The following is a 25,778-nucleotide window of genomic DNA, read 5'->3' as shown; positions in this document are numbered from 1 at the left end:
ACACCTGATGGGCTCATTCCTGTCGTTCGGAGAACGGTCGCACCGCATCGCGGAGGCCGACTCGGTCGCCGTGATCGGCCTCGGCCGCTTCGGCCGCTCCGTCGCCCTCGAGCTGATGGCATCCGGCACGGAAGTGCTCGGCATCGACGGCGACGCGGACGTCGTGCAGGAGCTCAACGGCCGCCTCACGCAGGTCGTCAGGGCCGATGCGACCAAGGAGGACGTCATCCGGCAGCTCGCCGTGCACGAGTTCGACCGGGCCGTCGTCGCGATCACGGGCGACCTCAAAGCATCGATCCTGGCGACGTCGCTGCTGCTCAAGATCGGCGGGCCCATCGTCTGGGCGAAGGCCACGGACGAGCAGCACGGGACGATCCTGGAGCAGCTCGGCGTGCACCACATCGTGTTCCCCGAGGCCGACATGGGCCGTCGCGTCGCCCACCTGGTGCGCGGCGCGGCGAAGGACTACCTCGAGATCGAGAACGGCTACGCGCTCGTCAAGACGATCGCTCCCCGCGAGCTGCACGGCCTGCCGCTGGGCGACACGGACCTGCGCGCCAAGCGCGGCGTCACGATCGCGGCGGCGCGCACGGGCGGCGGTGCGTGGGAGCACGCGGACAGCGCGACCGTGCTCGGCCCGGACAGCACGGTGCTCGCCGTCGGCCCGAGCAAGAGCGTCGAGGCCTTCGCGCAGCTGCGGTAGCGGCGGCCGCGTCAGCGGTCGAGTGAGGCGAAGCGCTCCACATCGGCGGACGTGCCGGACACGATGACGAGGTCGTGGTTCGTCACGACCGTGTTGGCCTCGGCGTAGTGGAAGGGCTTGCCAGGGCTCTTCACCCCCACGATCGTCACGCGGTACTTGGTGCGCACGCCCGACTCGTTGAGGCCGCGGCCCCTGATGAACTTGGGCGGGTACATCTTCGTGAGCACGAAGTCGTCGTCGAACCGGATGAAGTCGAGCATGCGGCCGCCGACGAGGTGCGCGACGCGCTCGCCGGCCTCGCGCTCGGGGTACACGATGTGGTTCGCCCCGACGCGCGAGAGGATCTTGCCGTGCGAGTGCGAGACGGCCTTCGCCCAGATCTGGGGGATGCCGAGGTCGACGAGGTTCGCGGTGATGAGCACGGAGGCCTCGATCGACGAGCCGATCGCGACGACCGCCATCTGGAAGTCGCCCGCGCCGATCTGCCGCAGCGCGTCGAGGTTGCGCGCGTCGGCCTGCACCGTGTGGGTGACGCGCTCCGACCACTTCTGCACGAGGTCGAGGTCGGCGTCGATCGCGAGCACGTCGCGATCGAGCCGGTCGAGCTCGCCGGCGCACGCGGCACCGAAGCGGCCGAGGCCGATCACCAGTACGGGGGCATCGCCCCGGATCTGCTCCACCATGCTGATCAGCCTACGACGTCGCGCGTCCGGCGCCCGCGTCAGCCGACGATCGGGCGCTCGACCGGCAGCGCGTAGTGCTGCTGGCGCGACGTCGCGGCGACGGCCGCCGCGAGCGTGACGGTGCCGACGCGGCCCATGAAGATGACGACCGCCATGACCATGAGCGCGGGGTCGCCGAGCTCCTCGGTCAGGCCCGTCGAGAGGCCGACCGTGCCGAAGCCGCTGATCACATCGAACAGCACCTCGGCGATCGGCTCGTGCGTGAGCTGGGCGATGATGATCGTGCCGAGCGCGACGATCGTGGCCCCCCACGCGAGGACCGCGACCGCGACGCGCTGCACGTCGGACGGGATGCGGCGGCCGAACGCCTGCACCGAGGTGCGCCCGCGCGCCTCCGACCAGACGCCGAGCGCCAGCACGGCGAGGGTCGTGACCTTGATGCCGCCCGCCGTCGAGGCCGAGCCGCCGCCGATGAACATCAGCATCGAGCTGACGAGCATGCCGGAGCCGTACAGCTCGCCCTGGTCGACGACCGAGAAGCCGCCGGATCGGGTCATGGTCGACATGAAGAACGACTGGAACAGTGTCTCGCCGAACGGCATCGAGCCGAAGGTGCCCGGGTTGTCGTACTCGAGCAGCAGGTACGCGCCGGCGCCGCCGAACAGCAGGAGCACCGACGTGACCACCGTCAGCTTGACGTGCAGCGACCATGACGCGGGGTGCAGCACGCGCCCGCGCACGGGGTGGCGCAGGTGCTTCGACAGCGCCAGCAGCACGGGGAAGCCGAGGCTGCCGATGAACACGCTGATCATGACGATCGTGAGGAAGTACTCGTCGTGCGCGAAGACGCCGAGCCCGCCGTTGTTCAGGGTGAACCCGGTGTTCGTGAACGACATCGCGGCGTAGCTGATCGAGTTCCACACCCCGATCAGCCAGTGCGGTGCCTGGGCGATCGTCGACGGCAGCAGGAGCAGGGCGACGGCGGCCTCGACGATGATCGTCGACAGCGCGACGGTGCGCAGGAGCTGCCCGACCTCGCCGAGCCGCACGGCCTGCGACTCCGACACGGCGCCGCCGTGGGCGCGCAGAGGATTGGTGTCACCGGCCGCGATCAGCTTGGCGCGCAGGCCGATGCGCTTCGAGATGATGACGCCGAGCAGCGAGGCCAGCGTGAGTGCGCCCATGCCGCCGATGTTCACGCCGATGAAGATGACGATCTCGCCGAACAGCGACCAGTGCGATGTCATGTCGAGGCTGACGAGCCCCGTCACGCAGATCGTCGACATCGCGGTGAACAGCGCGTCGGGCACCGAAGTCCATTCGCCGTCGCGCGCGGCGATCGGCAGCCATAGCAGCGTCGTGAACACCAGGATCAGCGACGCGAACACCAGGATCGCGAACCGCGCGGGCGACCGGGTGGTGACGACGCGGAACCAGTGGGTCAGTATCCGGACGATCCGTCGTATGCCGCCGGCGGCATCGGACGGCGCGGCGAAAGCGCCAGTCGGCATCCGGATCCCCCTTCGACGAGAACGTCATCATGGTACTCGGGTCGCGGTGCGGCTAACCTACCCCCATGGCGGACATCTTCGACGTGATCTCGGACGGCACCCGGCGCGACATCCTGCAGTTCCTGCTGCGCCGTTCATCCGAGGCCGAAGGGGGCACGAGCGTCTCGCAGATCGTGGGCGAGCTCGGCGTCAGCCAGCCGACCGTCTCCAAGCACCTCAAGGTGCTGCGCGAGAACGAGCTCGTGAGCGTGCGCGAGGACGGCCAGCGCCGGTTCTACAGCCTCGCGCCCGAGCCGCTCGAGCAGGTCGACGACTGGCTGATGCAGTTCTTCGTCGACGAGGAGGAGCTCGCCGAGGAGGTCGCGACCGCGACCATGACCGCGCTGCCGGAGCCCGCCGCCCGCGCCGCCGAATCGATCGGCCGCGCCGCCGCCAGCGCGAAGACCGTGGTGCAGTCCGCCCTCAAACGCCTCGGCGCCTCCTGACGGCCGCGCACGCCGCTTCGCACCGTCTCGCGGCGTTCTCCTCAGTCGACGTGCGGAGCACGCGATTGAGCGAGGCATGAGAATGCTTGCATTCTCATGCCGAGCGATTGAGCGTCGAAGGAGCGTAGCTCCGAGCACGCCTCCCTCGTCGGCCTTGCGATACGGCACGAATCGCCGCGCGCAGGACTTCGCCGGCATCCGGATGACATCTGTCACCTGGGAGTCGTGACGACGGGGCCTGGCGCTCGCCCGCCGAGGCCGGTTGGCTGGTGGGCATGGACGAGATGGCACAGGCATCGGCGGCCTCACCGCCGAGCGCACGCACCCAACCAGGAGCGGTCTCCCTCCGAGCCGTCGTGAAGGAGTTCCGCACCTCTTCCGGCGCGTTCCGAGCCGTCGACGGCGTCGACCTCGACATCCGGCAGGGCGAGATCGTCGCGCTGCTCGGGCCGAACGGCGCCGGAAAGACGACGACGCTCGACATGGTGCTCGGGCTCACGAACCCGACGGACGGCGACGTGTCGGTGTTCGGTGGCCCGCCGCGGCGCGCCGTGCGCGCGGGGCGGGTGTCGGCGGTCCTGCAGTCGGGCGGCCTGCTGCGCGACCTGACGGTGCGCGAGACCGTCGCCCTGATAGCGTCGACGTTCGACAACCCGCTCGGAGTCGACGAGGCGATGGCGCGTGCCGGCGTCACCGACCTCGCAAGGCGGCGGGTGTCGAAATGCTCGGGCGGCGAGCAGCAGCGGCTCCGGTTCGCTCTCGCGCTGCTGCCCGATCCGGACTTCCTCGTGCTCGACGAGCCCACGGCCGGCATGGACGTCACGGCGCGCCGCGCGTTCTGGGACACCATGCGCGAGGACGCCCGCAACGGCCGCACCGTGGTGTTCGCGACGCACTACCTCGAGGAGGCCGACTCCTTCGCGCAGCGCATCGTGATGATGGCCGGAGGCCGCGTCGTCGCCGACGGCACGACGGCCGAGATCCGCGCGACGGCGACCGGTCGGCGCGTCACGGCGTACGTAGACGAGGCGGCGGTCCCGGATGCCGTGGTCCGGCTCGAGCGCGCGGGCGCGGAGGTAGAGGCCGACGCCGGTCGCCTCCTCGTGCGCACGGGCGACTCCGACGCGATCGCCCGACTGCTGCTGGGCGACATCGGTGCGCGGGACCTCGAGATCTCCGCGGGCAGCCTCGACGACGCCTTCTCGGCGCTGACCGACACGAAGGAGCGCGAGCGATGAACCCCACCTACTACCGGATCGAGATCACGCGCGTCATCCGCGACGTGGTGACGATGTTCTTCGTCGCGGTGCTGCCCGCGATCCTGTACATCATCTTCGGCGCCGTGCAGTCGTACGGCGAGATGGAGTTCGGGAACGGCAACGTCGCCTTCTACGTGATGGTCGGCATGGCGGCATACGGAGCCATCACCGCGACGGTCGGTGTCGGGGGCACGGCCGCCGTCGAGCAGATGCAGGGGTGGGGCCGCCAGCTCGGGCTCACGCCGATGAGGGACAGCGCGCTGGTGCTGACGAAGGCGGGCGTCGGCTTCACGATCTCGCTCATCCCCGTCGCGATCATCTACGCGATCGGCGCGTTCACGGGTGCCGAGGCGGAGCCGCATGTGTGGGCCTTGAGCGCCGCCGTCGTCGTGCTCGGCGCCGCCGTGTTCAGCTTCTACGGCCTGCTCGCCGGCTACCTGTTCCGCAGCGAGGGCGCCGTCGCGGCGGCCTCCGGCTCGCTCGTCATCCTGGGCTTCCTCGGCAATGTGTTCTTCCCGCTCAGCGGCGTGCTGCTCGAGATCGCGCGCTTCACGCCGCTGTACGGCTACGTCGCGCTGGCGAGGTACCCGCAGACCGACGGCGAACCCGCCATGATGGGCCCGCCGGCCGACGAGGTGCCGGCCGCGGACCCGCTGTGGGCGCTCGTCCTGAACCTCGTGCTCTGGGCGTCGCTGTTCATCGTCGGGACGATCGTGCTCGCCCGCCGCGGCCGCGCTCGGCAGTGAAGCCGGACGCCGTGCACAACGCAGTCAGGCTCCGATCGGGCCGGGGCGGGGGCCACGGGGCTCCTGGATCTCGGCGAGGTCGCCGCCTCAGAATGACTGCGTTGTGCACGGACCGTGCTTGTGCTGTGGCGCGGCAGCACACGTCGGCGCCGCGGGCGCGCGGCACGGCACGGCGTGCATTGCGCAGTCGATCCTCATCGTCGGCGGCCGGGTGCCCGCGGGGTCCCGGACTTCGGAGGGGCCGCCGTCCGAGAGCGACTGCGTTGTGCACGGCCGGCCGGATCGAGCGCGCTGGGGGAACCGCCGGCTGACAGGATGGGGCGGGGAGGAACGATGACGAAGCCTGCGGCCCCGGATGGGCCCGTGCTCCGGAGGCCCGGCGCGCGCGGTTCGCGCGACCCCTGGGCGCGGTTCTCGTGGGTCCTCGGCGCCGTGTGGGTCGTGTTCATGCTCTTCCCGATCGCCGCCGCGTCGGAGGCCCCTGTCGCCGACTGGCGACGCATCGCGGGGACGGCGCTGCTCCTGCTCTACGCGGCGGTCTACATCGCGACGTACGCCTGGATGATCCGCACGCGCGACTGGATCACCGCCGGTCGCAGGGGTTACATCGGGCTCGCCGTGATGACGGTGCTGATGATCGCCGCCGCGTTCCTCGTCGGACCGGGCGCGCTCGGGGCCGGCGCGTTCCTGATCTCGATCGCGATGTTCGCCGGGCCGGTGCGCCGGGCCGTCGTGCAGGCGGTCGCGATCCTGCTGGCCCAGTACATCGTGCTCGCCGCGGTCATCCTGATGGCTCCCGACGTGTACGCGTACTACGTGCTCTTCATGCCGCCGGCGATCGTGCTCTTCTCGACGGGACTGATCCGGATCATCACGGCCGCGCAGGAGCGCCACGACACCGTCGAGCGCCAGGCCGTGCTCGTCGCGGAGCGCGAGCGGGTCGCGCGCGACGTCCACGACGTGCTGGGCCACAGCCTCACGATCGTGACGGTCAAGGCCGAGCTGGCCGAGCGGCTCGTCGACGCCGACCCCGAGAGGGCCAAGTCGGAGCTCGCCCAGATCCGGAGCCTGTCGCGCGAGGCGCTCGCCGAAGTCCGCGCGACGGTCTCGGGCCTGCGCGTCGCCAGGTTGGGCGACGAGCTCCTCGCGGCCGGCGACGCACTGCGCGCCGCGGGGATCGAAGCCGAGCTGCCCGGTGAGCCCGACGTCGTCGACCCTCGGTACCGGATCGTCGTGGCCTGGGTGCTGCGCGAGGCCGTCACGAACGTCGTGCGCCACTCGGCCGCGGCGCGGTGCGCCGTGACGCTCAGAACGGATGGCGTCGCGATCGAGGACGACGGCATCGGGATCGACCTGGACGCGGCGGCGAACGGCATGCGCGGCCTGCGCGAGCGGGTCGAGGGTGCGGGCGCGCGCATGGTGGTCGGTCCGGCGTCGCCCGAGTTCCTCGGGGCGCGCACCGCAGGGCCGGTGCGGCGCCCCGGGGCGCGGATCGAGGTGCGCTGGTGAGCGGGCGGACGCCCGTGTGCGGCGGACGGGTGCCCCGGCGCGGCCCCGCGGGGGTGCGGGCGCCGCACGGCGCGGACGAAGGGGGACGATCGTGATCCGGATCCTGCTGGCGGATGACCAGGCGCTCGTGCGCGGCGCCCTCGCCGCCCTCCTGGGCCTCGAAGCCGATATCGAGGTGGCAGCGGAGGTCGGGCGCGGCGACGAGGTCGTCGATGCGGCGCTCGCCGCGGGCGCCGACGTCTGCCTGCTCGACGTCGAGATGCCGGGCGGCGACGGCATCGCGGCCGCCGCGGCGCTCCGCGAGCGGGCACCCGGCATCCGGAGCATCATCGTGACGACCTTCGGCAGGCCCGGCTACGTGCGGCGCGCGCTCGAGGCCGGCGCGAGCGGCTTCGTCGTGAAGGACACGCCGTCCGCCGAGCTGGCGGAGGCGGTGCGGCGCGTGCACCGCGGCGAGCGGGTCATCGACCCGGCGCTCGCGACCGAGTCGCTGCTCGACGGCGCGAGCCCGCTGACCGACCGCGAGCGCGACGTGCTGCGGGCGTCGCTGGACGGCGGCACCGTCGCGCAGGTTGCGGCCGCCGTGCACCTCTCGGCCGGCACGGTGCGCAACTACGCCAGCGCCGCGATCGCGAAGACCGGGGCGGCGACCCGGAGCGAGGCCGCCCGCATCGCCCGCGACCGCGGCTGGCTCTGAGCGACGCCCGGGCACGCCATCCGCTGCGTTGTCCTCAGTCGCTGGCCTGGTGGCCCGCTCCTTCGTCCGCCTGGCGGCTGACGCACCCGGGCGCCGCTCGTCTGTGTCGGGGATGCCCGGGCACGCCATCCGCTGCGTTGTCCTCAGTCGCTGGCCTGGTGGCCCGCTCCTTCGTCCGCCTTGCGGCTGACGCACCCGGGCGCCGCTCGTCTGTGTCGGGGATGCCCGGGCATGCCATCCGCTGCGTTGTCCTCAGTCGCTGGCCTGGTGGCCCGCTCCTTCGTCCGCCTTGCGGCTGACGCACCCGGGCGCCGCTCGTCTGTGTCGGGGATGCCCGGGCACGCCATCCGCGCCTCGCGGACGGCGTGCCCTGGCGTGCTCGGCGTCAGCGGCGCCCCGCGCGGCGCGCGAAGAGCCATGCGCCCCACACGGCTGCGACCGCGAGGATGCCGACGCACCACAGCACGGCCCAGAGCGGCTGCAGCCCCGCGTCGGTGCCCATCATGCCCGCGCGGATCGTCTCGATCACGGGCGTCACCGGCTGGTGTTCGGCGATCGGGCGCAGCCAGTCGGGCATCGTCTCGAGCGGGACGAAGCCACTGGAAAGGTACGGAAGGAACAGCAGGATGAAGCCGTAGCCGCTGGCCGCCTCGGCGGACCCAGCGGCGAGGCCGATCGAGGCGAACAGGTAGGTGATCGCGAGGATCCAGAGGGCGATCATGCCGATCGCGACGAGCCACCCGCTCAGGCCCCCGTCTGGTCGGAAGCCGATTGCGAGCGCGACGAGGATCACGACGCCGGTCGCGAGCAGGTTTCGAGCGAGGCTCGCGATGACGTGTCCCGTGAGGACGGCGCCGGCACGGAGCGGCATCGTCCGGAACCGGTCGATGATGCCGCGGCTCATGTCATTCGCCACGAAGGTCGCGGTCGTCGCTGCGCCGAAGCCGGCGCAGGTGAGGATCGTGCCCGGTACGACGTAATCGACATAGCCGCCGCTCGGGTCGATCGCGCCGCCGAAGACGAACGTCATCATCAGCATGATCATCACGGGCAGGACGACGCTCATCAGCAGAGACTCGGCGTCGCGGAACGAGTGCCGCATCGCGCGGCCGATGAAGATGCGTTCGGCGGTGAGGCCTCGCAGGCGCGGCCGGATGGCGGGGCCGGGCGCCGTCGGCGCGGTCGGGGCAGTCGTCGTGGTCATGATGCCTCCTTCAGGGCGGCGGTGCGGGTCGGGCGGCGGTGGCGGCCTGAGGCGGTCATGCGTCCTCCTTCACGGGCAGGCCATCGCCCGTGAGAGCGAGGAACGCGTCGTCGAGCGAGGGTCGTCGGATGCTCACGGTGCCCTCGGCGCCGGAGGCGTCGAGGAGGTCCACCGCCCGGCGGACGCCGGCGAGCGACCCGTCCGTCGGCTCGGAGCGCAGGAGCGCGCCCGCGGCGTCGCGGAGTTCGACGACGTCGCCGCCCACGCGCTCCTTGAGCTCGGCGGCCGTGCCGGAGGCGACGATCGTGCCGCCCGAGAGCACCGCGATCCGATCGGCGAGCTCGTCGGCCTCCTCGAGGTACTGGGTCGTGAGGAAGACCGTCGTGCCCGCACCGGCGAGCTCCCGGATGACGTGCCACAGCTCGCGCCGGCTGCGCGTGTCGAGGCCCGTCGTGGGTTCGTCGAGGAACAGCACCTCGGGCTGCACGACGAAGCTGAGCGCGAGGTCGAGGCGGCGGCGCATGCCTCCCGAGAAGGTGGCGACCCTGCGGCCGGCGGCGTCGGTGAGGCCGAAGCGCTCGAGCAGTTCGTCGGCGCGGTGGCGTGCGGCCCGGCCGCTCAGGCCCGAGAGCTCCCCGAACATCACGAGGTTCTCCCGGGCGTTCAGCACCTCATCGACGGCGGCGGACTGACCCGTCAGCGCGATGCGGCCGCGCACGCCGTCGGGGGAGCGGTGCACGTCGTGCCCCGCGACGACCGCGCTGCCTTCGTCCGCATGCACGAGCGTCGTGAGCACGCTGATGATCGTGGTCTTGCCCGCGCCGTTCGGGCCGAGCAGCGCGAAGATCTCGCCCCGTTCGACCGTCAGGTCGATCCCGGCGAGCACGGTGTGGTCGCCGAACGCCTTTCGCAGGCCCCGCACCTCGATGACTGACGTCATGATGCCTCCTTGTGTACATCCGAAACTGTTTACGTCGTCGACTAACTGTGTATGACCGTAACACACTGTTTATGACGTACACAACGTAGGCTGTGGGCATGACCGATCCCGAAGCCGTCGAACTGCCCCGCGGCATCGCCCTCGCCTGGGGCGTCGCCGCCGACCCGCAGCGCGGGCCCAAGCGCGAGATGAGCGTCGAGCGCATCGTCGAGACGGCGGTCGAGCTCGCGGACGCCGAGGGCATCGGCGCCGTGTCGATGGCCGCCGTCGCCAAGCGCCTCGGGTTCACGCCGATGTCGCTGTACCGGTACGTGAGCGCGAAGGACGACCTGCTGCTGCTGATGCAGGAGGAGGCGACTGGCGCGCCGTCGCCCGCTCATCGCGAGGCCGAGGGGTGGCGCGAGAAGCTGCTCGTGCTCTTCCGCGAGCAGGTCGCGATCTACGTCACGCATCCGTGGCTGCTGTCCCTGCCGATCAGCGGCTCGCCGATCACGCCCAACTCCTCGCTGTGGATCGAGTGCGGCCTCGGCGCCCTCGAAGGCCTCCCGATCGAGGCGGACGAGCGGCTCGCGATCGTGCTCGCCGTCACGGGGAGCGCCCGTTGGAACGGCATGGTCCTGGCGGGCTACAGCGAGGAGGCCCGGCGCACCGGGTCGTCGCCGCAGGAGATCTCGGAGCGCGAGAGCGCCCTGTTCGACGCCGTCGTGACGGCGGACGAGTACCCCCGGCTGCGCGCCGCGATCGAGGCGGGCGTCTTCGTCTCGCCGTACGACCCCTTCCGCTTCGCGCTCGACCGCCTGCTCGACGGCTTCGAGCGCTACTTCGCGGAGCGCGCCGACGGTGCGCCTGCCGCTCTCGTCGAGGACTGGGCGACTCCGGATGACGCGGACGTCGCCGGCGACAAGCGCTACCGTGCCGCGGTCAAGGCCGCATCCGAGGCGGAGAAGGCGGTGCGCCAGGCGGAGAAGGCGCTGCGCCAGGCGCGCAGGGCGCAGGCCCAGGCGCTCCGCGAGGCGCGGGCGCGGATGGCGTAGCCCGCGTACGCCGGGTGTCACTTCGGTCACACGGGTTTACTTCGGCCGTATTCTGCCTCTAAGGTTGGTGGGCAGGGAGCGCCGTTGCGGCGCGTGTCACGCCCCGCCGGCGCCGTCCCGGCGCGCGGGATGCCGTGACCACACCTGGGGAGGAAGATCGAAACCATGGCCGAGTTGCCCGATGTGCGTTTTCTCACGGTCGCCGAAGTCGCCGACATCATGCGCGTCTCGAAGATGACCGTCTATCGCCTCGTGCACTCGGGCGACCTCCCCGCCGTCCGGTTCGGTCGCAGCTACCGCGTGCCCGAGAGCGCCGTCACCGCCGCGCTGCAGAACCCCTTCGACAACCGCGAGGATCTCAGCGCCTGACCGTCCGGTGACAATCGGGGCGCACCTGATGCGCTAGGATCATCCGAGGCACTTTTTCTGCCGTGCCCGCTCTGCGGACCTCGGCACCTGACCGGTGCCAAGCGTCCAACCCCTGATATAGCGAGGTTCCCGTGGGTTCTGTCATCAAGAAGCGCCGCAAGCGCATGGCGAAGAAGAAGCACCGCAAGCTGCTTCGCAAGACTCGCCACCAGCGTCGCAACAAGAAGTAACTGCGACGAGTCCAATCACGCCGGTGCCCGAAGGGCCCGGCGTTTTTGGTGCGCACGCCCCGCACGCCCCGCACGCTCCGCCCGCGCCCCCATCCGGCCCTATCTCTTCATCTCTGGCACATCTCATGTGGTGGTTCGCACCGGAGATGTGCCAGAGATGAAGGGTTATGCGCGGGCGGGGTGTGCGGGGTCCTTACCGGGCTGTAAGGAACGGTGCGGCGGTCCGGCGCGCGGAGTAGCGTCGCCGGCATGAGCGGGAACGAACCGGGCGTCCAGGCACCGCAGGATGCGGGCGACACGAGCGGCGGGCGCGGCAGCGCCGATCGGCTGGACGCGCCGCGCGGCGCATCCAGCGTGCCCTCGCGCGGCCGCGCGGCCGTCGCCGGCCTCGTCGCCGTCGTGGCGGGCGCGGGCATCGGCGAGCTGGCGGCCGCGATCTTCGCGAGCGCTGCGAGCCCCTTCGGATCGATCGGCGGGGTCGCGGTCGACCTCGCGCCGGCGTGGGCGAAGGAGCTCGCAATCAGTCTGTTCTACACGAACGACAAGAACGCGCTGCTCGTCGGCATCGCGCTCGTGCTGCTCGCGGTCGGTGCCGCGGCCGGCTTCGTCGAGCGGCGCGTTCCCTACGCCGGCCGCGCGATCGTCGGCGCGCTCGGGCTCGTGGGCATCGCGGCCGCCTGGACGCGCGAGAACGCGCCCGAGCTGTTCTGGGCGCCGTCGCTCATCGCAGGCGCCGTCGGCTTCGTCGCGCTGGGGCTGCTGCTGCCGCGGCGGGCGGCGGGTTCGGGGGAGGGGCCGTCGCGCCGGGCGTTCGTGATCGGAAGCGCCGCGGCCGCCGCGGCCGGCCTGGTCGGCGCGGCCGTGGCCAGCGGCATCCGGTCGGGTGCCCGCGCCGTGCAGGCCGTCCGCGACGCCGTGTCGCTTCCGGCGGCGACGACCACCGCCGACGTTCCAGCAGGCGCGGAGCTCGGCATCGACGGCCTCGCGCCCGTCGTGACGCCGAACTCCGACTTCTACCGAATCGACACGGCGCTCGTCGTGCCCGAGATCGATCCGGCCTCGTGGTCGCTGCGCATCCACGGCCTGGTCGAGAACGAGGTCACGATCACGTGGGATGAGCTGCTCGCTCTGCCGCTCGAGGAGAGCGCCGTGACGCTGTCGTGCGTTTCGAACCAGGTGGGCGGCGACCTCGTCGGCAACGCCGTGTGGCTCGGCTACCCGATCAGGGAGCTGCTGAGGCGAGCGGTGCCGAGCGCCGACGCCGACATGGTGCTGTCGCGCTCGCACGACGGCTTCACGGCGGGCACCCCGATCGAGGCGCTCACGGACGACCGCGACGCGATCCTGGCCGTCGCCATGAACGGCGAGCCCCTGCCGCTCGAGCACGGCTTCCCCGTGCGGATGGTCGTTCCCGGCCTATACGGCTACGTCTCGGCGACGAAGTGGGTCACCGAGCTCGAGGTGACGCGCTTCGACGCGGATCGCGCGTACTGGACGGACCGCGGCTGGGACGAACGAGGCCCGATCAAGCTGCAGAGCCGCATCGACGTGCCGCATTCGCGCGACGTCGACGCCGGCGAGCAGGTCATCGCCGGCGTCGCGTGGCAGCCGCACACCGGGGTCGCGGGCGTCGAGGTGCAGGTCGACGACGGGCCGTGGCGGCCGGCCGCGCTCGCGAGCGCGATCTCGCAGGACACGTGGGTGCAGTGGTCGCTGCCGTGGGACGCGCGGCCGGGTGACCACGTCATCCGGTGTCGCGCGACGAGCGCGGCGGGCGAGCGGCAGACCTCCGAACTCGCCGCCCCCGCCCCGAACGGGGCGAGCGGATGGCACACGATCGAGGTCTCCGTCGGCTGAGCCGCGTGCGAAGGGGTTGCGACGCCGCGCGCGATCGAGGAGATTCCGCAACATCAAGGACGTTCCGGGAGAATTCGGCCTCGATCATGCGGAATCTCCTCCGCAATGCGCACCCCGGCGGCCTGCACGGCAGGTCTCAGTCGATTGAGGCGGCCGCTCTCGATTCCGGCGTCGCGGGCGAGCTCCCGCGCCTGATCGAGGAAGTTCCGCAGCATCGAGGAGGAATCGGTGCGAGCCGCCCTCGATGATGCGGAATCTCCTTCAGGATGCGCACATGAGCCGGGTCCGCCGGCCCGACGCGGGGACGCGACGCGGCGAGTGGCGCTACGCCCCCGCCGGGAGCGTGAGGCTCATCCGGAAGCCGCCCGGAACGTTCTCGGCGCCGACCTCCCCGCCGTGCGCCTCGACGATGCCGCGCACGATCGCGAGGCCCAGGCCGGCGCCGGCCGATTCGGTCGATCGGGCCTCGTTGGCGCGCCACCCGACGTCGAACATCCGGCCGAGGTCCTCGCTCGCCACGCCGCTGCCGTGGTCGAGCACGCTGACCACGATGCGCTCGTCGCGCGTGTGCGCCTCGACGAGGATCTCGGAGCCGCTCGGCGCGTGGCGCACGCCGTTGGCGAGCAGGTTGCCGATCGCTCGCGTCAGCTCCCGGGGGTCGGCCCAGAGCAGGTGCCCGTCGATGCCCCGCTGCACGACGCGAACGCCGCGCTCGGCCGCTTCCGCGCTCACGTCGACGACCGCGTCCGAGACGATATCGAGCAGCACGACCGCCTCGGGGCGCAGCTCGAGCGTGCCGGTCTCGAGCTTCGAGAGCTGGAACAGGTCGTCGACCATGCGGCTGACGGTGTCGACCTTGGCCCGGATGACCCGGGTCGCCTCCGCGGGGTCGGTCGCGATGCCGTCCTCGAGCGCCTCGGTCATTGCCCGGATGCCGGCCAGCGGCGTGCGCAGGTCGTGCGAGATCCAGGCGAAGAACTGGCGGCGGGAGGAGTCGAGCGCGGCGATCTCGTCACGGGCGGCCGCGAGGCGCTCGCTCGTCTCGGCGAGCTGGGCGGACACCTCGTCGAACTCGCGCCATCCGGGGCGTGCGTCGTCGACGACCGCGCCGTCGCCGACGCGCTGGGCCTTCTCGACGAGGGCGGCCGTGGATGCCCTGGCCGTGCGGCGCACGATGAGCCACGCGGCGGTGAGGCTCACGATCGACGACATGCCGATCACCCACAGGAACACGGCGAGGTCGTGCGAGGAGAAGAACATCTCGGCGACGATCGCGACCGTCGACGCGACGATGGCGAGGATCGCCGCGGCGACGACGATCGTGAACTGCGACGCGATCGACCCGCGGCGGTTCAGGCGCAGCGCGGCGAGGGCGAGCGCCATCGCGACGGCCGTGCAGCCGAGCGTCGTCAGGGCGATCTGCAGGAGCGCCGCCGGGGTGAGCATGATCTCGTCCACAGGCATTATCGCCCAGCCCGTTTCGGGGCGTCGTCGGCACCCCTGGACGCCGCGGGCGGATGGCGGCGGGGCGCGCCATCCGCGGTCGGTCGTGCGTCGTCGGTCGTGTGCTCGCCAGCGGTCGCGTCATCCTGACCCTCGTCGCCGAACGGCGTGAAACGGTACCCCTTGCCCCACTCGGTGCGCAGGTACACGGGGAAGCGCGGGTCGGGCTCGATCTTCTCGCGCAGGCGGCGCACGTGCACTGTGACGGTGGCGGCATCGCCGGCGCTCCACTGCCACACGTCGCGGAGGATCTCGTCGCGGGTCAGCGGACGATCCGGGTGGCGCGCCAGGTACAGGAACAGCTCGTACTCGCGGGCGGTCAGGGCGAGCTCGCGGCCGGCGACCCAGACGCGGCGATGCGCGGGGTCGACGCGGAAGCGGCCCGCCGTGATCACCGCGACTGGGTCGGCGGCGATGCGGCGGCGCAGCAGCGCCTGGACGCGCAGTTGCAGCTCGCGCATCGAGAACGGCTTCGCCAGGTAGTCGTCGGCGCCGTGCTCGAGGCCGTCGATCCGGTCGTCGACCGATCCGAGCGCGGTGAGCATCAGGATGGGAATGTCGGAGCGTGACCGCACCGCACGGGTCAGTTCGTCGCCGCTCACGCCGGGGAGCATTCGGTCGACGACCAGGGCATCCGGCAGCTCCTGCGCAAGCGCCCGGCTCGCGCTGGCGCCATCGGCGTGCAGAGTGACCGCGAGCCCGGATGCGCGCAGGTAGTCGCCGACGAGCGTGCGCACGGTCGCGTCGTCTTCGACGACCATGACACGCGGCTCGCTCTGCATCCTCCGAGGCTAGCCCCGCGGGCGCGCGCGAGCGGCAGTTCTTACGGCGTCGAAAGCTCTCGGCGATGGAGCGGGGTCCCGGTGCCGTGCGGCGGTGCGGGGCGCCTTCCGGTGTGGTGGGGTAGATCGCCTTGGGTGAGAACCGCGAATCTGCGCCGTTGTCGACGTTCGTCGGCGCAGAACCTCGACGACGGCACGAACCCGGGGAAGTGGCCGGGCACGGCAGGGAGGAAGGCGCGACCGCCGGGCCGACACGAGCGCGCAGGGCTGCGCCGCGAATCTCACGGTTCTGAAAGAACTGGCAGGCGCGGTGTCAGCGCTTGCTTGTCTGGGACGGCAGGCCGCACCGTGCGGCTGGACGAGAGGAAGTGATCCGGATGCGCAAGAAGATCCTGATGGGGTCCGCACTGATCGGGCTGTCCGTGCTGCTGGCCGCGTGCGGCGGGGCCGACGCCGCGTCAGACGACGAGCAGATGGACGGCGCGTCGAGCGAGCAGATGGACAACGAGGAGTCGATGGATTCGGAGGACATGGCGGACGAGTCGATGGAGTCGGACGAGATGTCCGAGGAATCGATGGGTGAGGCGCGCAGCGGCGCACTCGCGGGCGACAAGATGGTCGCCGGATCCGTGACGGTCGCCGACGGCACCGTGGAGCTGACCGAGTTCTCGGCCGACGGCATGGGGCTGCACCTGTACCTCGCCGAGGGGGACGATGCGATGGCGGCCGAGGCGGGCCTCGACCTGGGCAAGCTGGCGGACGACGCCGAGCAGACCTTCGACGCGATGGGCGACACGGCCTCGTACACGCACGCCGTCGTCTTCTCGCCGGAGGACGGCGAGGTCTATGCCGTCGCGGAGCTGATGTAGCGCCGCGCCAGCGATCCACGCATCGCTCGGCGACCGACCGGCTCCAAGCCGCGGCACGATCCCCGAGCCCCTGCAGAATCGGCCGGATTCTGCAGGGGCTCGGGGAGAACGCCGCGGCACGTGGCGTGCTGTATGCGCGCCAGTGCCTTCAGCCCGGGCACCCGCGGTCGGTGGGACAATGGTGGCATGCTCGAGATCACGGTCGCGGAACTGAAGACGCGCGAGAACACGCCCCTCATCGACGTGCGCGAGGAGGGCGAGTTCGCCGCCGGCCGTGTGCCGGGCGCGATCAACATCCCGATGTCGCAGCTCGGCGAGCGCCTCAGCGAGCTGCCCCCGGAGTTCGACGTGATCTGCCACGTCGGCGGCCGCTCGGCCCAGGTCGCGCAGGCGCTCGAGCCGCACGGCTACGAGGCCACGAACGTCGTCGGCGGCACGGCCGCGTGGATCGAGGCGGGGTACGAGGTGGAGAGATGACGGACGTCACACTGATCACCAAGCCCGACTGCCACCTCTGCGACGTCGCGCGCGAGGTCATCAATCACACGATCGCCGAACTCCCGGATGCGGAGGCCGACCGCATCACGGTGACCGAGAAGTCGATCTCCGACGACGCAGCGCTGCACGCCGAGTGGTGGGAGAAGATCCCCGTCGTGCTGATCGACGGGGAGCTGCACGGCCACTGGCGGGTCTCGCAGGACCGCCTCCGCGCGGCGCTGACCGCCGCGGCGGCCTGACGCGCGCGGCGCACATCCGGGTCGCGCGGCACGCGCCCGCGCATCCGGCGCGCCGCGGCCCAGCCCGTACGATGAGGGCACGCCGAGGCAGTCGTCCGGCGGCACCGAGCCATCCGGAGGGCACTCATGATCCGCCACGTCGCACTATTCACCGTCATCGAGGAGAAGAAGGCGGAGAAGAACGCGCTGATCGCAGAAGCCGCCAGGAGGCTCGCGCCGCTCGTCGGCCAGGTGCCGGGGCTGAAGTCGATCGAGGTGCACACGGATGAGCTCGGCGGCGACAACTTCGACTTCGCGATCATCGCGGTCATGGACGACCTCGAGGCCGTGAGGGTCTACGGCTCCCACCCGGCTCACGTCGAGGCGGCGGGCTTCATCGGGACCTTCCGCGGATCCCGCGCCGTCGTCGACTACGAGTTCTGACGCGGCCCCGAGCGCGCCGATCGCGGGGTTGTCGTCAGTCGCTGGCCGGAGGCCCGCTCCATCCTCCGCCAGGGCACCTCACGCCGGAGGCTCCGTTCGGCGCGCAGCGCCGGGCGGAGGGGCGTGAGGGACGCGCGGCGCGGCTCATTCGTGCCGTTGTCGACGTGTGGGAGCCCGGAGGTCGACAACGGCGCAGATCGGTGACGCCCGACGCCGCAGGGCGCACGCACGACCGCGAAGCTGGGGAAGTGCTCGGGGGCGTTCCGGCGGGTGCGCCGCGGCCCTAGTGTGAGCAGTATGAACGACCACGCGCCCGGTGGGCCGCCGGAGGGCCCGGCGAGCGATTCCTCGGAGAACCGCGACTTCGCGCCCGGCCCGGAGCTCCCGCGCGGCCCGGCGCCCGTGCGCGTGCCCGGTGCCGCTCCCGAACCGAGTGACGCGCCCGCCGCCGTGTCCGATCCGGATGCCGCGACGAGCCAGGGCGCCGAATCCGGCGCCGCCGACCACTCGTCCGACCCCGAACCCCCGCCGGGCGGCATGCGCACGTTCGCGCAGGTGCTCGTCAACACGGCGTTCGCGAACGTCACGACGAGCTACCTCTGGTTCGCTCTGACGTTCTGGGTGTACCTCGAGACGAAATCGGTGCTCGCGACCGGCGTGATCGGCGGCGCGTACATGCTGCTGGTGGCGATCTTCAGCATGTTCTTCGGCACGCTCGTCGACCGCTTCCGGAAGCACGCCGTGATGGTGTGGGCCACGGCGGGAACCTTCGTCGCCTTCGCGATCACGGGCGTGATGTTCCTCACGCTGCCCGCCGTCTCGCTGCCGATCGCGACGAGCCCGCTGTTCTGGCTGTTCGCCACCGTGATGCTGGCCGGCGCCGTGGTGGAGCAGCTGCGCAACATCGCGCTGTCGACGACCGTCTCGCTCCTCGTGCCCGGCCCGCGCCGCGCCAATGCGAACGGCCTCGTCGGCACGGTGCAGGGGCTCGCCTTCATCGTCACGAGCGCGTTCAGCGGCCTCTCGGTCGGCATCCTCGGCATGGGGCCGACGATCCTGATCGCCGTGGTGTTCATCGGGCTGTCGCTCGTGCACCTGCTGTTCGTGCGCATCCCGGAGCCAGTCCTGGCCAAGGGCGAGGGCGGCACCCACTGGGTCGACATCAAGGGCGGGTGGCAGGCGGTGCGCGCCGCACCGGGTCTCGTCGCGCTGGTGCTGTTCACGACGCTGAACAATCTCGTCGGCGGCGTCTACATGGCGCTCATGGACCCGTACGGGCTCGAGGTGTTCGGGGGCGCGGAGACCTGGGGCATCGCGCTCGCCGTCGCGACGTGCGGCTTCCTCGTCGGCGGCGGCCTGATCGCCAAGTTCGGCCTCGGCCGCAACCCCATCCGGACCATGCTGGTCTTCGCCGGCGTCGTCGGCGTGCTCGGCGCGGGCTTCGCGCTGCGCGAATGGTGGTGGCTCTACGGCATCGGCATCTTCCTGTTCATGGTGACGATGCCGGTCGTCGAGGCCGCCGAGCAGACGGTCATCCAGCGGGTCGTGCCGTTCCGCCAGCAGGGCCGCGTGTTCGGCTTCGCCATGACGTTCGAGGCGGCGGCCGCCCCCGTGACGGCCTTCCTGATCGCCCCGATCGCGGAGTTCTGGGTCATCCCGTACATGCGCGGCGAGGCGGGGCAGGCGCGCTGGGGCTGGCTGCTCGGCGAGGGCGAGGTTCGCGGCATCGCGCTCGTGTTCCTCTTCGCCGGCATCGTCGCGGTGCTCATCGCGCTCGCCGCGTTCCTGACGAAGTCGTACCGGATGCTCTCGGCCCAGTACGCAGAGGTCGCGGCGGCGGACGAGGCCGCCGCTTCTGACTCTGATGCCGTTGGGCCGAATGCGGAGGGTGACGCCGACCACCGAGGCGTCGGCTGAGCGTGCGGACGGGCTGACATCGCCCGGCTCGGCGCGGGCACGGCGAGGCCCCCGCCGATCACCGATGCGGCGATGAGCAGGGGCCTCGGATGCTTACGCCTCTTCGGGCTCCGCGTCGACGCCGGCCTCGGCGCGCTGCTCGGCCGTGATCGGGGCCGGGGCCGCGGTGAGGGGGTCGAAGCCGTTGCCGGTCTTCGGGAACGCGATCACCTCGCGGATCGAGTCGACGCCCGCCAGCAGCGAGACCACGCGGTCCCAGCCGAAGGCGATGCCGCCGTGCGGCGGCGCGCCGAAGGCGAAGGCGTCGAGGAGGAAGCCGAACTTCTCCTGCGCCTCGGCCTCGCCGATGCCCATGACGTCGAAGACGCGCTCTTGCACGTCGCGGCGGTGGATGCGGATCGAGCCGCCGCCGATCTCGTTTCCGTTGCAGACGATGTCGTACGCGTAGGCGAGGGCGTTCCCCGGGTCTTCGTGGAACGAGTCGAGGTACTCGGGTTTCGGCGACGTGAAGGCGTGGTGCACGGCAGTCCACGCCGAATGGCCGAGGTCGACGTCGTCGTCCTCGCCTGTCGGCTTGAACAGGGGCGCGTCGACGACCCACACGAATGCCCAGGCGTTCTCGTCGATCTGGCCCGTCCGGTGCGCGATCTCGACGCGGGCGGCGCCGAGGAGGGCGCGCGCCTCGCCGGTCCTGCCGGCCGCGAAGAACACGGCGTCGCCCGGCTCCGCGCCGGTGACCTGTGCCAGGCCGTCGCGCTCGGCGTCCGAGAGGTTCTTGGCGACGGGGCCGCCCAGCGTGCCGTCCTCGGCGAAGGTGACGTAGGCGAGGCCCTTGGCGCCGCGCGACTTCGCCCAGTCCTGCCAGGCGTCGAACTGGCGGCGGGGCAGCGACGCGCCGCCGCGCATCACGACCGAGCCCACGTACTCCTGCTGGAACACCCGGAAGGTCGTGTCCTTGAAATACTCGGCGAGCTCGACGATGGCGTTGCCGAAGCGGAGATCCGGCTTGTCCGAGCCGTACAGGCGCATGGCGTCGTGGAATGTGATGCGTTCGATCGGCGTCGGGATCTCGACGTCGATCAGCTTCCACAGCTCGCTGACGAGCTTCTCGCCGAGGGCGATGACGTCCTCTTGGTCGACGAAGCTCATCTCGATGTCGAGCTGCGTGAACTCGGGCTGGCGGTCGGCGCGGAAGTCCTCATCGCGGTAGCTGCGGGCGAGCTGGTAGTAGCGCTCCATGCCGGCCACCATCAGCAGCTGCTTGAACAGCTGCGGCGACTGCGGCAGGGCGTACCAGCTGCCGGGGTTCAGGCGCGCGGGCACCAGGAAGTCGCGGGCGCCCTCGGGCGTCGAGCGCGTCAGGGTCGGCGTCTCGACCTCGACGAAGTCCTGCGCGTCGAGCACGCGGCGGGCCGCCTGGCTCGCCTTCGAGCGCAGCCGCATGGCGGCGGCGGGGCCGGGGCGGCGCAGGTCGAGGTAGCGGTGCTTGAGGCGCACCTCCTCGCCGACCGACTCCTGGCCGTCGAGCGCCGTCGACACCTGGAACGGCAGCGCGGCCGACTCGTTCAGCACCTCGACCTCGGTCGCGATGACCTCGATGTCGCCCGTGGGGAGGTTGGCGTTCGCGTTGCCGTCGGGGCGGCCGGAGACCTCGCCCGTGACCTTCAGCACGAACTCGCTGCGCAGCGGGTGGGCGATCTCTTCGTCCCGGATGACCACCTGGGCGATGCCGGAGGCGTCGCGCAGGTCGATGAAGGCGACGCCCCCGTGGTCGCGCCGGCGATCGACCCACCCCGCGAGGGTGACGGTCTGACCGATGTGCGAGGCGCGGAGCGAGCCTGCGTCGTGAGTGCGGAGCACGGGTGTTCCTCCTGGTCGAAGTGCGGTCCGCCCAGTCTACTGGCGAGCGCCCGGCGCGCAGATCAGCTCCGGAGGGGGCTCGCTGGGCGCTCTCCCCGGCGGGGTCTGTAGTCTCCCCACAGCTGCACGACGCCGAGAGAGGGCCGATCACATGACGTCGCACACCACCGCACGCCGCTCGGGGCCGAGGCAGGCGCCGCTCACGCTGCTGCGGGGCTTCCTCATCGGCCTCGCCGAGCTCGTCCCCGGCGTCTCCGGCGGCACCATCGCTCTCGTGACGGGCGTGTACGAGCGGGCGATGACGGCGGCGCTGATGCTGGGCCGCGCGCTCCGCGTGCTCGTGACCGGCCCGAACAGGGCCGCGGGCTTCCGCGAGAACATCCGCTCGGTCGATTGGTGGCTCGCGGCCCCGCTGCTCGTCGGCATGGCGGTCGCCGTGCTGTTCGGCGCCGGAACCGTGTCGGCGCTCGTCGAAGCGAATCCCGAGAACGCCCGCGGGCTCTTCTTCGGCCTCGTCGCGGCGAGCCTGATCGTGCCCATCCGGATGCTGCCCGAGGGTACGGGGAAGGCGCACTGGCTCGTCGACGCGCTCGCGGTGCTGATCGCCGGCGTCGCCGCATTCCTGCTGGTCGGGCTGGCCTCGAACACCGAGGCGGAGGACCCCGCCTGGTGGTTCGTCATGCTCGCGGCGGCCGTGGCGGTGTGCGCCCTCGTGGTGCCGGGCGTCTCGGGGTCGTTCTTCCTCCTCGCGATCGGGCTGTACGGCCCGACACTCACCGCCGTCGACGAGCGCGACTGGGCCTACATCGGGGTGTTCGCCGTGGGGGCGCTCGTGGGCCTCGTCACGATCGTCAAGGGGATCACGGTGCTGCTCGCGCGGGCCAGGCGCACGACGCTCCTCGTGATGCTCGGGCTCATGCTCGGTTCGCTGCGCGCGCTCTGGCCGTGGCAGGGCGGCCAGGGCGGGGAGGACGGCCACGGGACGCTGCTGGCGCCGACCGATCCGGCGGGGCCGATCCTGTTCGCCGTGCTCGGTGCCGTGGTCGTCCTGACGCTCGTCGCGGTCGAAGCGGCGATGGAGCGCAGGGCGCGCTGACGCCGCCGGGGGATATCCCCCCTCGAATCTCACCGGCGGTCCCCGCTGTGCCGAGCGACTCGGGTCCATACCTTGGAGGTATGACATCGACCACCGCGCCCTCGGCGCACCTCCATCCGACCGAGACGGCGCCGCCGACGGCCGCGCGGGCCCGTTCGATCGCGGGCCCGCTGACGGCGCTCCAGGTGATCTGCCACCTGGCGCTGCTGGCCGGATACGGCCTCGCCGTGTTCATCACGCTCGGCACGCTGCTGGGCACGGGCCTCGGCCTGGCTCTCATCGCGGTCGGCCTGCCGCTGCTGCTCGGGTTCGTCTACCTCCTGTACGGCGCCGCGTTCCTCGAGACCGCGCGCGTCGAGGGGCTGTACCGCTTCGGGCTGCCGACGCTGCTGCCGCGGCGCTCGCAGAAGCCGGGCTTCAAGGGCTTCCTGCACACCGTGTGGCTGCAGTTCATCGACGGCGGCACCTGGCGCGCGATCGCGCACCTCGCGATCGCGACGGTGCTCGGCTACGTCGTGTGGACGTTCTTCACGCTCTTCGTCTGGGCCGTCACGGCGGCGTTCGCGCCCTTGTGGGGCGGCGCCGTGCGCGTCTTCGGCTACACCTTCGAGGCGCCGGCCGGCCCGCTCGCCGCCGCCATCATCGCGGTCATCGCGCTCGCCGCCCTCTACGGCGTCGCGATGCTGCACGGAGCGATGTCGCGCGTCATCGTCGCACCGATGCGCGAAGCGCAGCTGGCCGCGCAGGCCCGAGAGGCCGCGCAGCGCGCCGAGCAGGCGACCGCACAGGCCTACAGCGCCGCGAGCCAGCGTGCCGACGCCATCCGGGCCGGCGACCTCGAGCGCACCCGCATCGAGCGCGACCTGCACGACGGCGTCCAGCCGCGGCTCGTGTCGGTCGGCATGACGCTCGGCCTCGCCCAGACCAAGATCGATTCCGACCCCGATCAGGCGAAGGATCTCGTGGCCGAGGCGCACACCTCGACGAAGGCGGCGATCACGGAGCTGCGCCAGTTAGCCCGAGGCATCCACGCCTCGGTGCTCGACGACCGCGGCCTCGACGCCGCGCTGTCGGCGCTCGCCGGCCGCTCGCACATCCCCGTGAGCCTCGACGTGCGCATCGAGGGGAACCCAGGTCGCGACGAGCAGGCGGCGGCGTACTTCGCGATCGCAGAGAGCCTCACCAACGCCGCGAAGCACTCCCGCGCCACCGAGTGCCGCGTGACCGTCAGGTCGCGACCGGATGCCGGCGTGCTGTGGGCCCGCATCGAGGACAACGGCATGGGCGGCGCCCGCATCGTCCCCGGCGGCGGCCTCGACGGCATCCGGACCCGCATCACGGCGCTGGGCGGCGACGCCCGCCTCGACAGCCCCCACGGGGGACCGACCTCGCTGGAAGTGAGCGTGCCGTGCGCATTCTGATCGTCGAAGACTCCGTGCTCCTGCGCGAGGGCCTCACCAGGCTGCTCGCCGACGCCGGCCACGACGTGGTCGCTGCGCTTCCCGACGCGACCGACGTGGTCGAGGCGGTCGAGCGCACCTCGCCCGACCTGTGCATCCTCGACGTGCGCCTGCCCCCGACGTTCCGCGACGAGGGCATCCGGGCCGCGCTCGACCTCCGCCGCCGCGACGCCTCGCTCGCCGTGCTCGTGTTCTCCCAGTACGTCGAGGAGCGGTACGCGAGCGAGCTCATCGCCCAACAGGGCGGCGCGGTCGGCTACCTGCTGAAGGACCGCGTCACCGACGTGGCCGACTTCCTCGAGCAGGTCGACCGCATCGCAGAGGGCGGCACCGTGCTCGACCCCGAGGTCGTGGCACAGCTGCTGACGCGCCGCTCCCGCGACGAGAAGATGCAGCGCCTTACGGAGCGCGAGCGCACCGTGCTCTCGCTGATCGCCGAGGGCAAGAACAACGCGGCGATCTCGAAGCTGCTCTTCATCAGCCCCGGCGCCGTCGAGAAGCACATCACGTCGATCTTCGCGAAGCTCGACCTCGACCACCATGCCCAGGGCAACCGCCGCGTGCTGGCGGTGCTCGCCCACATCGAAGCGACGGGGGAACCGACCCCCGTCACGCCGCAGACCCCGCGCCCCGGCGCGAACGAGACGGGACAGAACCGATGACGAACCTCACACCGCCGCCCGCGGGCGGCAACGAGACCCCGGACGCCCTGACCGAGAATCGGGCGCCGGATGCCGCGGGCGCGAACTCGGCTCCGGATGCGCCGAGCGGGAACCAGGTGCCGGCGGCCGGATCCACGGGCGATGGCCGCGCGGTCGCGCCGACGGGCGAGACGCCGCGCGTCGCCGTGAACGGCTCCCCGGCCGAAGGCGCCGCGGCACAGGGCGGCCCTGGGCCCTCGCCGTGGGGCGAGCCGCAGGGCGCGCCTCCCGCGTACGGATCGCCGTACGCGACCGGAGCCGCGCATCCAGGGGCGGCCTCGGGCGGCGGCGTCCCCCCGGCGGGCGGCCCGACGCCGCCGGCCGCCGGGGGACCGGTGCCACCGCAGAGCGAGACGGCCCGCATCGGGACGCGGGCCGTGGCGATCACGGCGACGGCGATCGGCGCGGTGGTGCTGCTGTTCGCGGGCGCGGGCGCGGCGTTCGGCGCCGTGCGCGACTCGGTCGCGGCCGCGAACCAGGCCAACGGTGTCGACAGCGGAACCCTCGCGCACGCCGTCGATGGGATCACGGCCGTCGACGTCGACCACGGCTTCGGCGACATGCGCATCGTCTTCGGCGACGTCGACGAGGCGGAGCTCGAATGGTCGGGAACGCGCGAGTGGCGGCTCGAGCGCGAGGGCGCCACCCTCGAGGTGCGCCGCGAGGGCGACGGCTTCGGCTTCGGGGACTTCACCTGGTTCGGCGACTGGGACCAGGAGCACCGCGCCACGCTCACGCTCCCGGAGAGCCTCGAGGGAGCCGACCTGGACATCGAGACCGGGGCGGGCTCCGTCAACGCCGAGGGCGATTTCGGCGACGTAAGCTTCGACCTCGGCGCGGGCAGCGTCGAGATCGAGGGCAGCGCGACGAGCGTCGACGGCGAGGTGAGCGCGGGCGAGGCGATCGTCGAGCTCGCTGATGTGCGCGAGTTCGACGCGCAGGTGTCGGCGGGCGACCTGATGGCCTCGCTCTCGGGGGAGGCCCCGTCCCGCGTCGGCATCGAGGTCAGCGCGGGCAGTGCCGACATCACGCTCCCGGATGTCGAGTACGACGTGCGCGAGAGCGTGTCGGCCGGCGGCATCGACACCAACAACCTGCAGACGTCCTTCGATGCGCCGCGCGTGGTCGAGGCGGATGTCTCGGCGGGCGGGATCGACCTCCGCGCGGGCTGAGTCCCGACGGACGGATCGGCCGAACGCCGCG

The 25,778-nt window shown here is 71.8% G+C and carries 26 protein-coding genes; 19 read left to right on the top strand and 7 right to left on the bottom strand.

Annotation, left to right across the window (positions count from 1 at the left end; genetic code table 11):
* Positions 1–7: 7 nt before the first annotated feature.
* A complete protein-coding gene (locus C0010_RS06845) occupies positions 8–703 on the top strand; it encodes a potassium channel family protein (protein ID WP_174150262.1) in 696 nt (231 codons plus the stop codon).
* Positions 704–714: 11 nt separating this feature from the next.
* Here C0010_RS06845 and C0010_RS06840 read toward each other — a convergent pair whose 3' ends face one another.
* Complete coding sequence (locus C0010_RS06840; RefSeq protein ID WP_105566302.1) at positions 715–1,386, bottom strand: potassium channel family protein; 672 nt, start codon at positions 1,384–1,386, stop codon at positions 715–717.
* A 38-nt stretch (positions 1,387–1,424) separates the two neighbouring features.
* On the bottom strand, positions 1,425–2,897 hold the full coding sequence (locus tag C0010_RS06835; RefSeq protein ID WP_105566301.1) for a TrkH family potassium uptake protein: 1,473 nt from the start codon (positions 2,895–2,897) through the stop codon (positions 1,425–1,427).
* A gap of 65 nt (positions 2,898–2,962) precedes the next feature.
* Here C0010_RS06835 and C0010_RS06830 point away from each other — a divergent pair, with 65 nt between their 5' ends.
* The 5 genes from C0010_RS06830 to C0010_RS06810 all read left to right on the top strand — a co-directional run bounded on the left by C0010_RS06830 (position 2,963) and on the right by C0010_RS06810 (position 7,593).
* Positions 2,963–3,382, top strand: a complete 420-nt coding sequence (locus C0010_RS06830; RefSeq protein WP_105566300.1) for an ArsR/SmtB family transcription factor — start codon at positions 2,963–2,965, stop codon at positions 3,380–3,382.
* Between the two features lie 275 nt (positions 3,383–3,657).
* Complete coding sequence (locus C0010_RS06825; RefSeq protein ID WP_105566299.1) at positions 3,658–4,620, top strand: ABC transporter ATP-binding protein; 963 nt, start codon at positions 3,658–3,660, stop codon at positions 4,618–4,620.
* The gene (locus C0010_RS06820; protein ID WP_105566298.1) at positions 4,617–5,387 is read left to right on the top strand and encodes an ABC transporter permease; all 771 of its coding nucleotides are present in this window, start codon (positions 4,617–4,619) and stop codon (positions 5,385–5,387) included. The genes C0010_RS06825 and C0010_RS06820 overlap by 4 nt, the downstream gene beginning before the upstream one ends.
* A 333-nt stretch (positions 5,388–5,720) precedes the next feature.
* A complete protein-coding gene (locus C0010_RS15245) occupies positions 5,721–6,896 on the top strand; it encodes a sensor histidine kinase (RefSeq protein WP_105566297.1) in 1,176 nt (391 codons plus the stop codon).
* A 91-nt stretch (positions 6,897–6,987) separates the two neighbouring features.
* Complete coding sequence (locus C0010_RS06810) at positions 6,988–7,593, top strand: response regulator transcription factor (RefSeq protein WP_232531795.1); 606 nt, start codon at positions 6,988–6,990, stop codon at positions 7,591–7,593.
* Positions 7,594–7,978: 385 nt separating this feature from the next.
* On the opposite strand, the gene C0010_RS06805 is transcribed toward C0010_RS06810, so the two are convergent.
* Both C0010_RS06805 and C0010_RS06800 read right to left on the bottom strand, forming a co-directional pair.
* Positions 7,979–8,797 (bottom strand): ABC transporter permease, encoded by an 819-nt coding sequence (locus C0010_RS06805; RefSeq protein WP_105566295.1) that lies wholly within the window; start codon positions 8,795–8,797, stop codon positions 7,979–7,981.
* Positions 8,798–8,852: 55 nt separating this feature from the next.
* Positions 8,853–9,737 (bottom strand): ATP-binding cassette domain-containing protein, encoded by an 885-nt coding sequence (locus C0010_RS06800; RefSeq protein ID WP_174150264.1) that lies wholly within the window; start codon positions 9,735–9,737, stop codon positions 8,853–8,855.
* A 98-nt stretch (positions 9,738–9,835) separates the two neighbouring features.
* On the opposite strand from C0010_RS06800, the gene C0010_RS06795 reads away from it, so the two are divergent.
* From C0010_RS06795 to C0010_RS06780, 4 genes are all read left to right on the top strand, one after another.
* The gene (locus C0010_RS06795) at positions 9,836–10,771 is read left to right on the top strand and encodes a TetR/AcrR family transcriptional regulator (RefSeq protein WP_105566294.1); all 936 of its coding nucleotides are present in this window, start codon (positions 9,836–9,838) and stop codon (positions 10,769–10,771) included.
* A 165-nt stretch (positions 10,772–10,936) separates the two neighbouring features.
* Positions 10,937–11,140, top strand: a complete 204-nt coding sequence (locus C0010_RS06790) for a helix-turn-helix domain-containing protein (protein ID WP_105566293.1) — start codon at positions 10,937–10,939, stop codon at positions 11,138–11,140.
* A 131-nt stretch (positions 11,141–11,271) separates the two neighbouring features.
* Positions 11,272–11,370: a 30S ribosomal protein bS22 gene (locus C0010_RS06785; protein WP_003792170.1), complete on the top strand. Its 99-nt coding sequence runs from the start codon at positions 11,272–11,274 to the stop codon at positions 11,368–11,370.
* A gap of 249 nt (positions 11,371–11,619) precedes the next feature.
* Positions 11,620–13,227 (top strand): molybdopterin-dependent oxidoreductase, encoded by a 1,608-nt coding sequence (locus C0010_RS06780; protein WP_105566292.1) that lies wholly within the window; start codon positions 11,620–11,622, stop codon positions 13,225–13,227.
* 324 nt (positions 13,228–13,551) lie between these two features.
* Here C0010_RS06780 and C0010_RS06775 read toward each other — a convergent pair whose 3' ends face one another.
* Positions 13,552–14,685 carry a sensor histidine kinase gene (locus C0010_RS06775; RefSeq protein ID WP_232531794.1) on the bottom strand — a complete coding sequence of 378 codons (1,134 nt, stop codon included), beginning with the start codon at positions 14,683–14,685 and terminating at the stop codon, positions 13,552–13,554.
* A 5-nt stretch (positions 14,686–14,690) separates the two neighbouring features.
* Complete coding sequence (locus tag C0010_RS06770) at positions 14,691–15,512, bottom strand: response regulator transcription factor (protein WP_105566291.1); 822 nt, start codon at positions 15,510–15,512, stop codon at positions 14,691–14,693.
* 377 nt (positions 15,513–15,889) lie between these two features.
* Here C0010_RS06770 and C0010_RS06765 point away from each other — a divergent pair, with 377 nt between their 5' ends.
* The 5 genes from C0010_RS06765 to C0010_RS06745 all read left to right on the top strand — a co-directional run bounded on the left by C0010_RS06765 (position 15,890) and on the right by C0010_RS06745 (position 19,458).
* On the top strand, positions 15,890–16,381 hold the full coding sequence (locus C0010_RS06765) for a hypothetical protein (protein WP_105566290.1): 492 nt from the start codon (positions 15,890–15,892) through the stop codon (positions 16,379–16,381).
* 186 nt (positions 16,382–16,567) lie between these two features.
* On the top strand, positions 16,568–16,858 hold the full coding sequence (locus tag C0010_RS06760; RefSeq protein ID WP_105566289.1) for a rhodanese-like domain-containing protein: 291 nt from the start codon (positions 16,568–16,570) through the stop codon (positions 16,856–16,858).
* Complete coding sequence (locus C0010_RS06755; RefSeq protein WP_105566288.1) at positions 16,855–17,118, top strand: glutaredoxin family protein; 264 nt, start codon at positions 16,855–16,857, stop codon at positions 17,116–17,118. The genes C0010_RS06760 and C0010_RS06755 overlap by 4 nt, the downstream gene beginning before the upstream one ends.
* Positions 17,119–17,244: 126 nt before the next feature.
* Positions 17,245–17,541, top strand: coding sequence for a Dabb family protein (locus tag C0010_RS06750; RefSeq protein ID WP_105566287.1), 297 nt, complete (start codon positions 17,245–17,247; stop codon positions 17,539–17,541).
* A 537-nt stretch (positions 17,542–18,078) separates the two neighbouring features.
* Positions 18,079–19,458, top strand: coding sequence for an MFS transporter (locus tag C0010_RS06745; protein WP_105566405.1), 1,380 nt, complete (start codon positions 18,079–18,081; stop codon positions 19,456–19,458).
* Between the two features lie 93 nt (positions 19,459–19,551).
* On the opposite strand, the gene aspS is transcribed toward C0010_RS06745, so the two are convergent.
* On the bottom strand, positions 19,552–21,318 hold the full coding sequence (aspS, locus tag C0010_RS06740; protein ID WP_105566286.1) for an aspartate--tRNA ligase: 1,767 nt from the start codon (positions 21,316–21,318) through the stop codon (positions 19,552–19,554).
* Positions 21,319–21,469: 151 nt separating this feature from the next.
* Here aspS and C0010_RS06735 point away from each other — a divergent pair, with 151 nt between their 5' ends.
* The 4 genes from C0010_RS06735 to C0010_RS06720 all read left to right on the top strand — a co-directional run bounded on the left by C0010_RS06735 (position 21,470) and on the right by C0010_RS06720 (position 25,747).
* Positions 21,470–22,414: a DUF368 domain-containing protein gene (locus tag C0010_RS06735; protein WP_105566285.1), complete on the top strand. Its 945-nt coding sequence runs from the start codon at positions 21,470–21,472 to the stop codon at positions 22,412–22,414.
* 80 nt (positions 22,415–22,494) lie between these two features.
* Positions 22,495–23,835: a sensor histidine kinase gene (locus tag C0010_RS06730; RefSeq protein ID WP_105566284.1), complete on the top strand. Its 1,341-nt coding sequence runs from the start codon at positions 22,495–22,497 to the stop codon at positions 23,833–23,835.
* Positions 23,823–24,536 (top strand): response regulator, encoded by a 714-nt coding sequence (locus C0010_RS06725; protein ID WP_105566283.1) that lies wholly within the window; start codon positions 23,823–23,825, stop codon positions 24,534–24,536. The genes C0010_RS06730 and C0010_RS06725 overlap by 13 nt, the downstream gene beginning before the upstream one ends.
* On the top strand, positions 24,533–25,747 hold the full coding sequence (locus C0010_RS06720) for a DUF4097 family beta strand repeat-containing protein (RefSeq protein ID WP_105566282.1): 1,215 nt from the start codon (positions 24,533–24,535) through the stop codon (positions 25,745–25,747). Before C0010_RS06725 ends, C0010_RS06720 begins: the two co-directional genes overlap by 4 nt.
* Positions 25,748–25,778: the final 31 nt, after the last annotated feature.

The sequence above is a fragment of the Microbacterium halophytorum genome (genome assembly GCF_002970975.1).
Taxonomy (GTDB): Bacteria; Actinomycetota; Actinomycetes; order Actinomycetales; family Microbacteriaceae; genus Microbacterium; species Microbacterium halophytorum.
The sequence above is the reverse complement of the archived record's forward strand: the minus strand, read 5'-3'. Positions and strand labels throughout refer to the sequence as shown.

Coding starts and splice junctions, on each gene's coding strand:
- C0010_RS06845 (WP_174150262.1), top strand. CDS start 8: ATGGGCTCATTCCTGTCGTTCGGAGAACGGTCGCACCGCATCGCGGAG.
- C0010_RS06840 (WP_105566302.1), bottom strand. CDS start 1,386: ATGGTGGAGCAGATCCGGGGCGATGCCCCCGTACTGGTGATCGGCCTC.
- C0010_RS06835 (WP_105566301.1), bottom strand. CDS start 2,897: ATGCCGACTGGCGCTTTCGCCGCGCCGTCCGATGCCGCCGGCGGCATA.
- C0010_RS06830 (WP_105566300.1), top strand. CDS start 2,963: ATGGCGGACATCTTCGACGTGATCTCGGACGGCACCCGGCGCGACATC.
- C0010_RS06825 (WP_105566299.1), top strand. CDS start 3,658: ATGGACGAGATGGCACAGGCATCGGCGGCCTCACCGCCGAGCGCACGC.
- C0010_RS06820 (WP_105566298.1), top strand. CDS start 4,617: ATGAACCCCACCTACTACCGGATCGAGATCACGCGCGTCATCCGCGAC.
- C0010_RS15245 (WP_105566297.1), top strand. CDS start 5,721: ATGACGAAGCCTGCGGCCCCGGATGGGCCCGTGCTCCGGAGGCCCGGC.
- C0010_RS06805 (WP_105566295.1), bottom strand. CDS start 8,797: ATGACCACGACGACTGCCCCGACCGCGCCGACGGCGCCCGGCCCCGCC.
- C0010_RS06800 (WP_174150264.1), bottom strand. CDS start 9,737: ATGACGTCAGTCATCGAGGTGCGGGGCCTGCGAAAGGCGTTCGGCGAC.
- C0010_RS06795 (WP_105566294.1), top strand. CDS start 9,836: ATGACCGATCCCGAAGCCGTCGAACTGCCCCGCGGCATCGCCCTCGCC.
- C0010_RS06790 (WP_105566293.1), top strand. CDS start 10,937: ATGGCCGAGTTGCCCGATGTGCGTTTTCTCACGGTCGCCGAAGTCGCC.
- C0010_RS06780 (WP_105566292.1), top strand. CDS start 11,620: ATGAGCGGGAACGAACCGGGCGTCCAGGCACCGCAGGATGCGGGCGAC.
- C0010_RS06770 (WP_105566291.1), bottom strand. CDS start 15,512: ATGCAGAGCGAGCCGCGTGTCATGGTCGTCGAAGACGACGCGACCGTG.
- C0010_RS06765 (WP_105566290.1), top strand. CDS start 15,890: ATGCGCAAGAAGATCCTGATGGGGTCCGCACTGATCGGGCTGTCCGTG.
- C0010_RS06760 (WP_105566289.1), top strand. CDS start 16,568: ATGCTCGAGATCACGGTCGCGGAACTGAAGACGCGCGAGAACACGCCC.
- C0010_RS06755 (WP_105566288.1), top strand. CDS start 16,855: ATGACGGACGTCACACTGATCACCAAGCCCGACTGCCACCTCTGCGAC.
- C0010_RS06750 (WP_105566287.1), top strand. CDS start 17,245: ATGATCCGCCACGTCGCACTATTCACCGTCATCGAGGAGAAGAAGGCG.
- C0010_RS06745 (WP_105566405.1), top strand. CDS start 18,079: ATGCGCACGTTCGCGCAGGTGCTCGTCAACACGGCGTTCGCGAACGTC.
- C0010_RS06735 (WP_105566285.1), top strand. CDS start 21,470: ATGACGTCGCACACCACCGCACGCCGCTCGGGGCCGAGGCAGGCGCCG.
- C0010_RS06730 (WP_105566284.1), top strand. CDS start 22,495: ATGACATCGACCACCGCGCCCTCGGCGCACCTCCATCCGACCGAGACG.
- C0010_RS06720 (WP_105566282.1), top strand. CDS start 24,533: ATGACGAACCTCACACCGCCGCCCGCGGGCGGCAACGAGACCCCGGAC.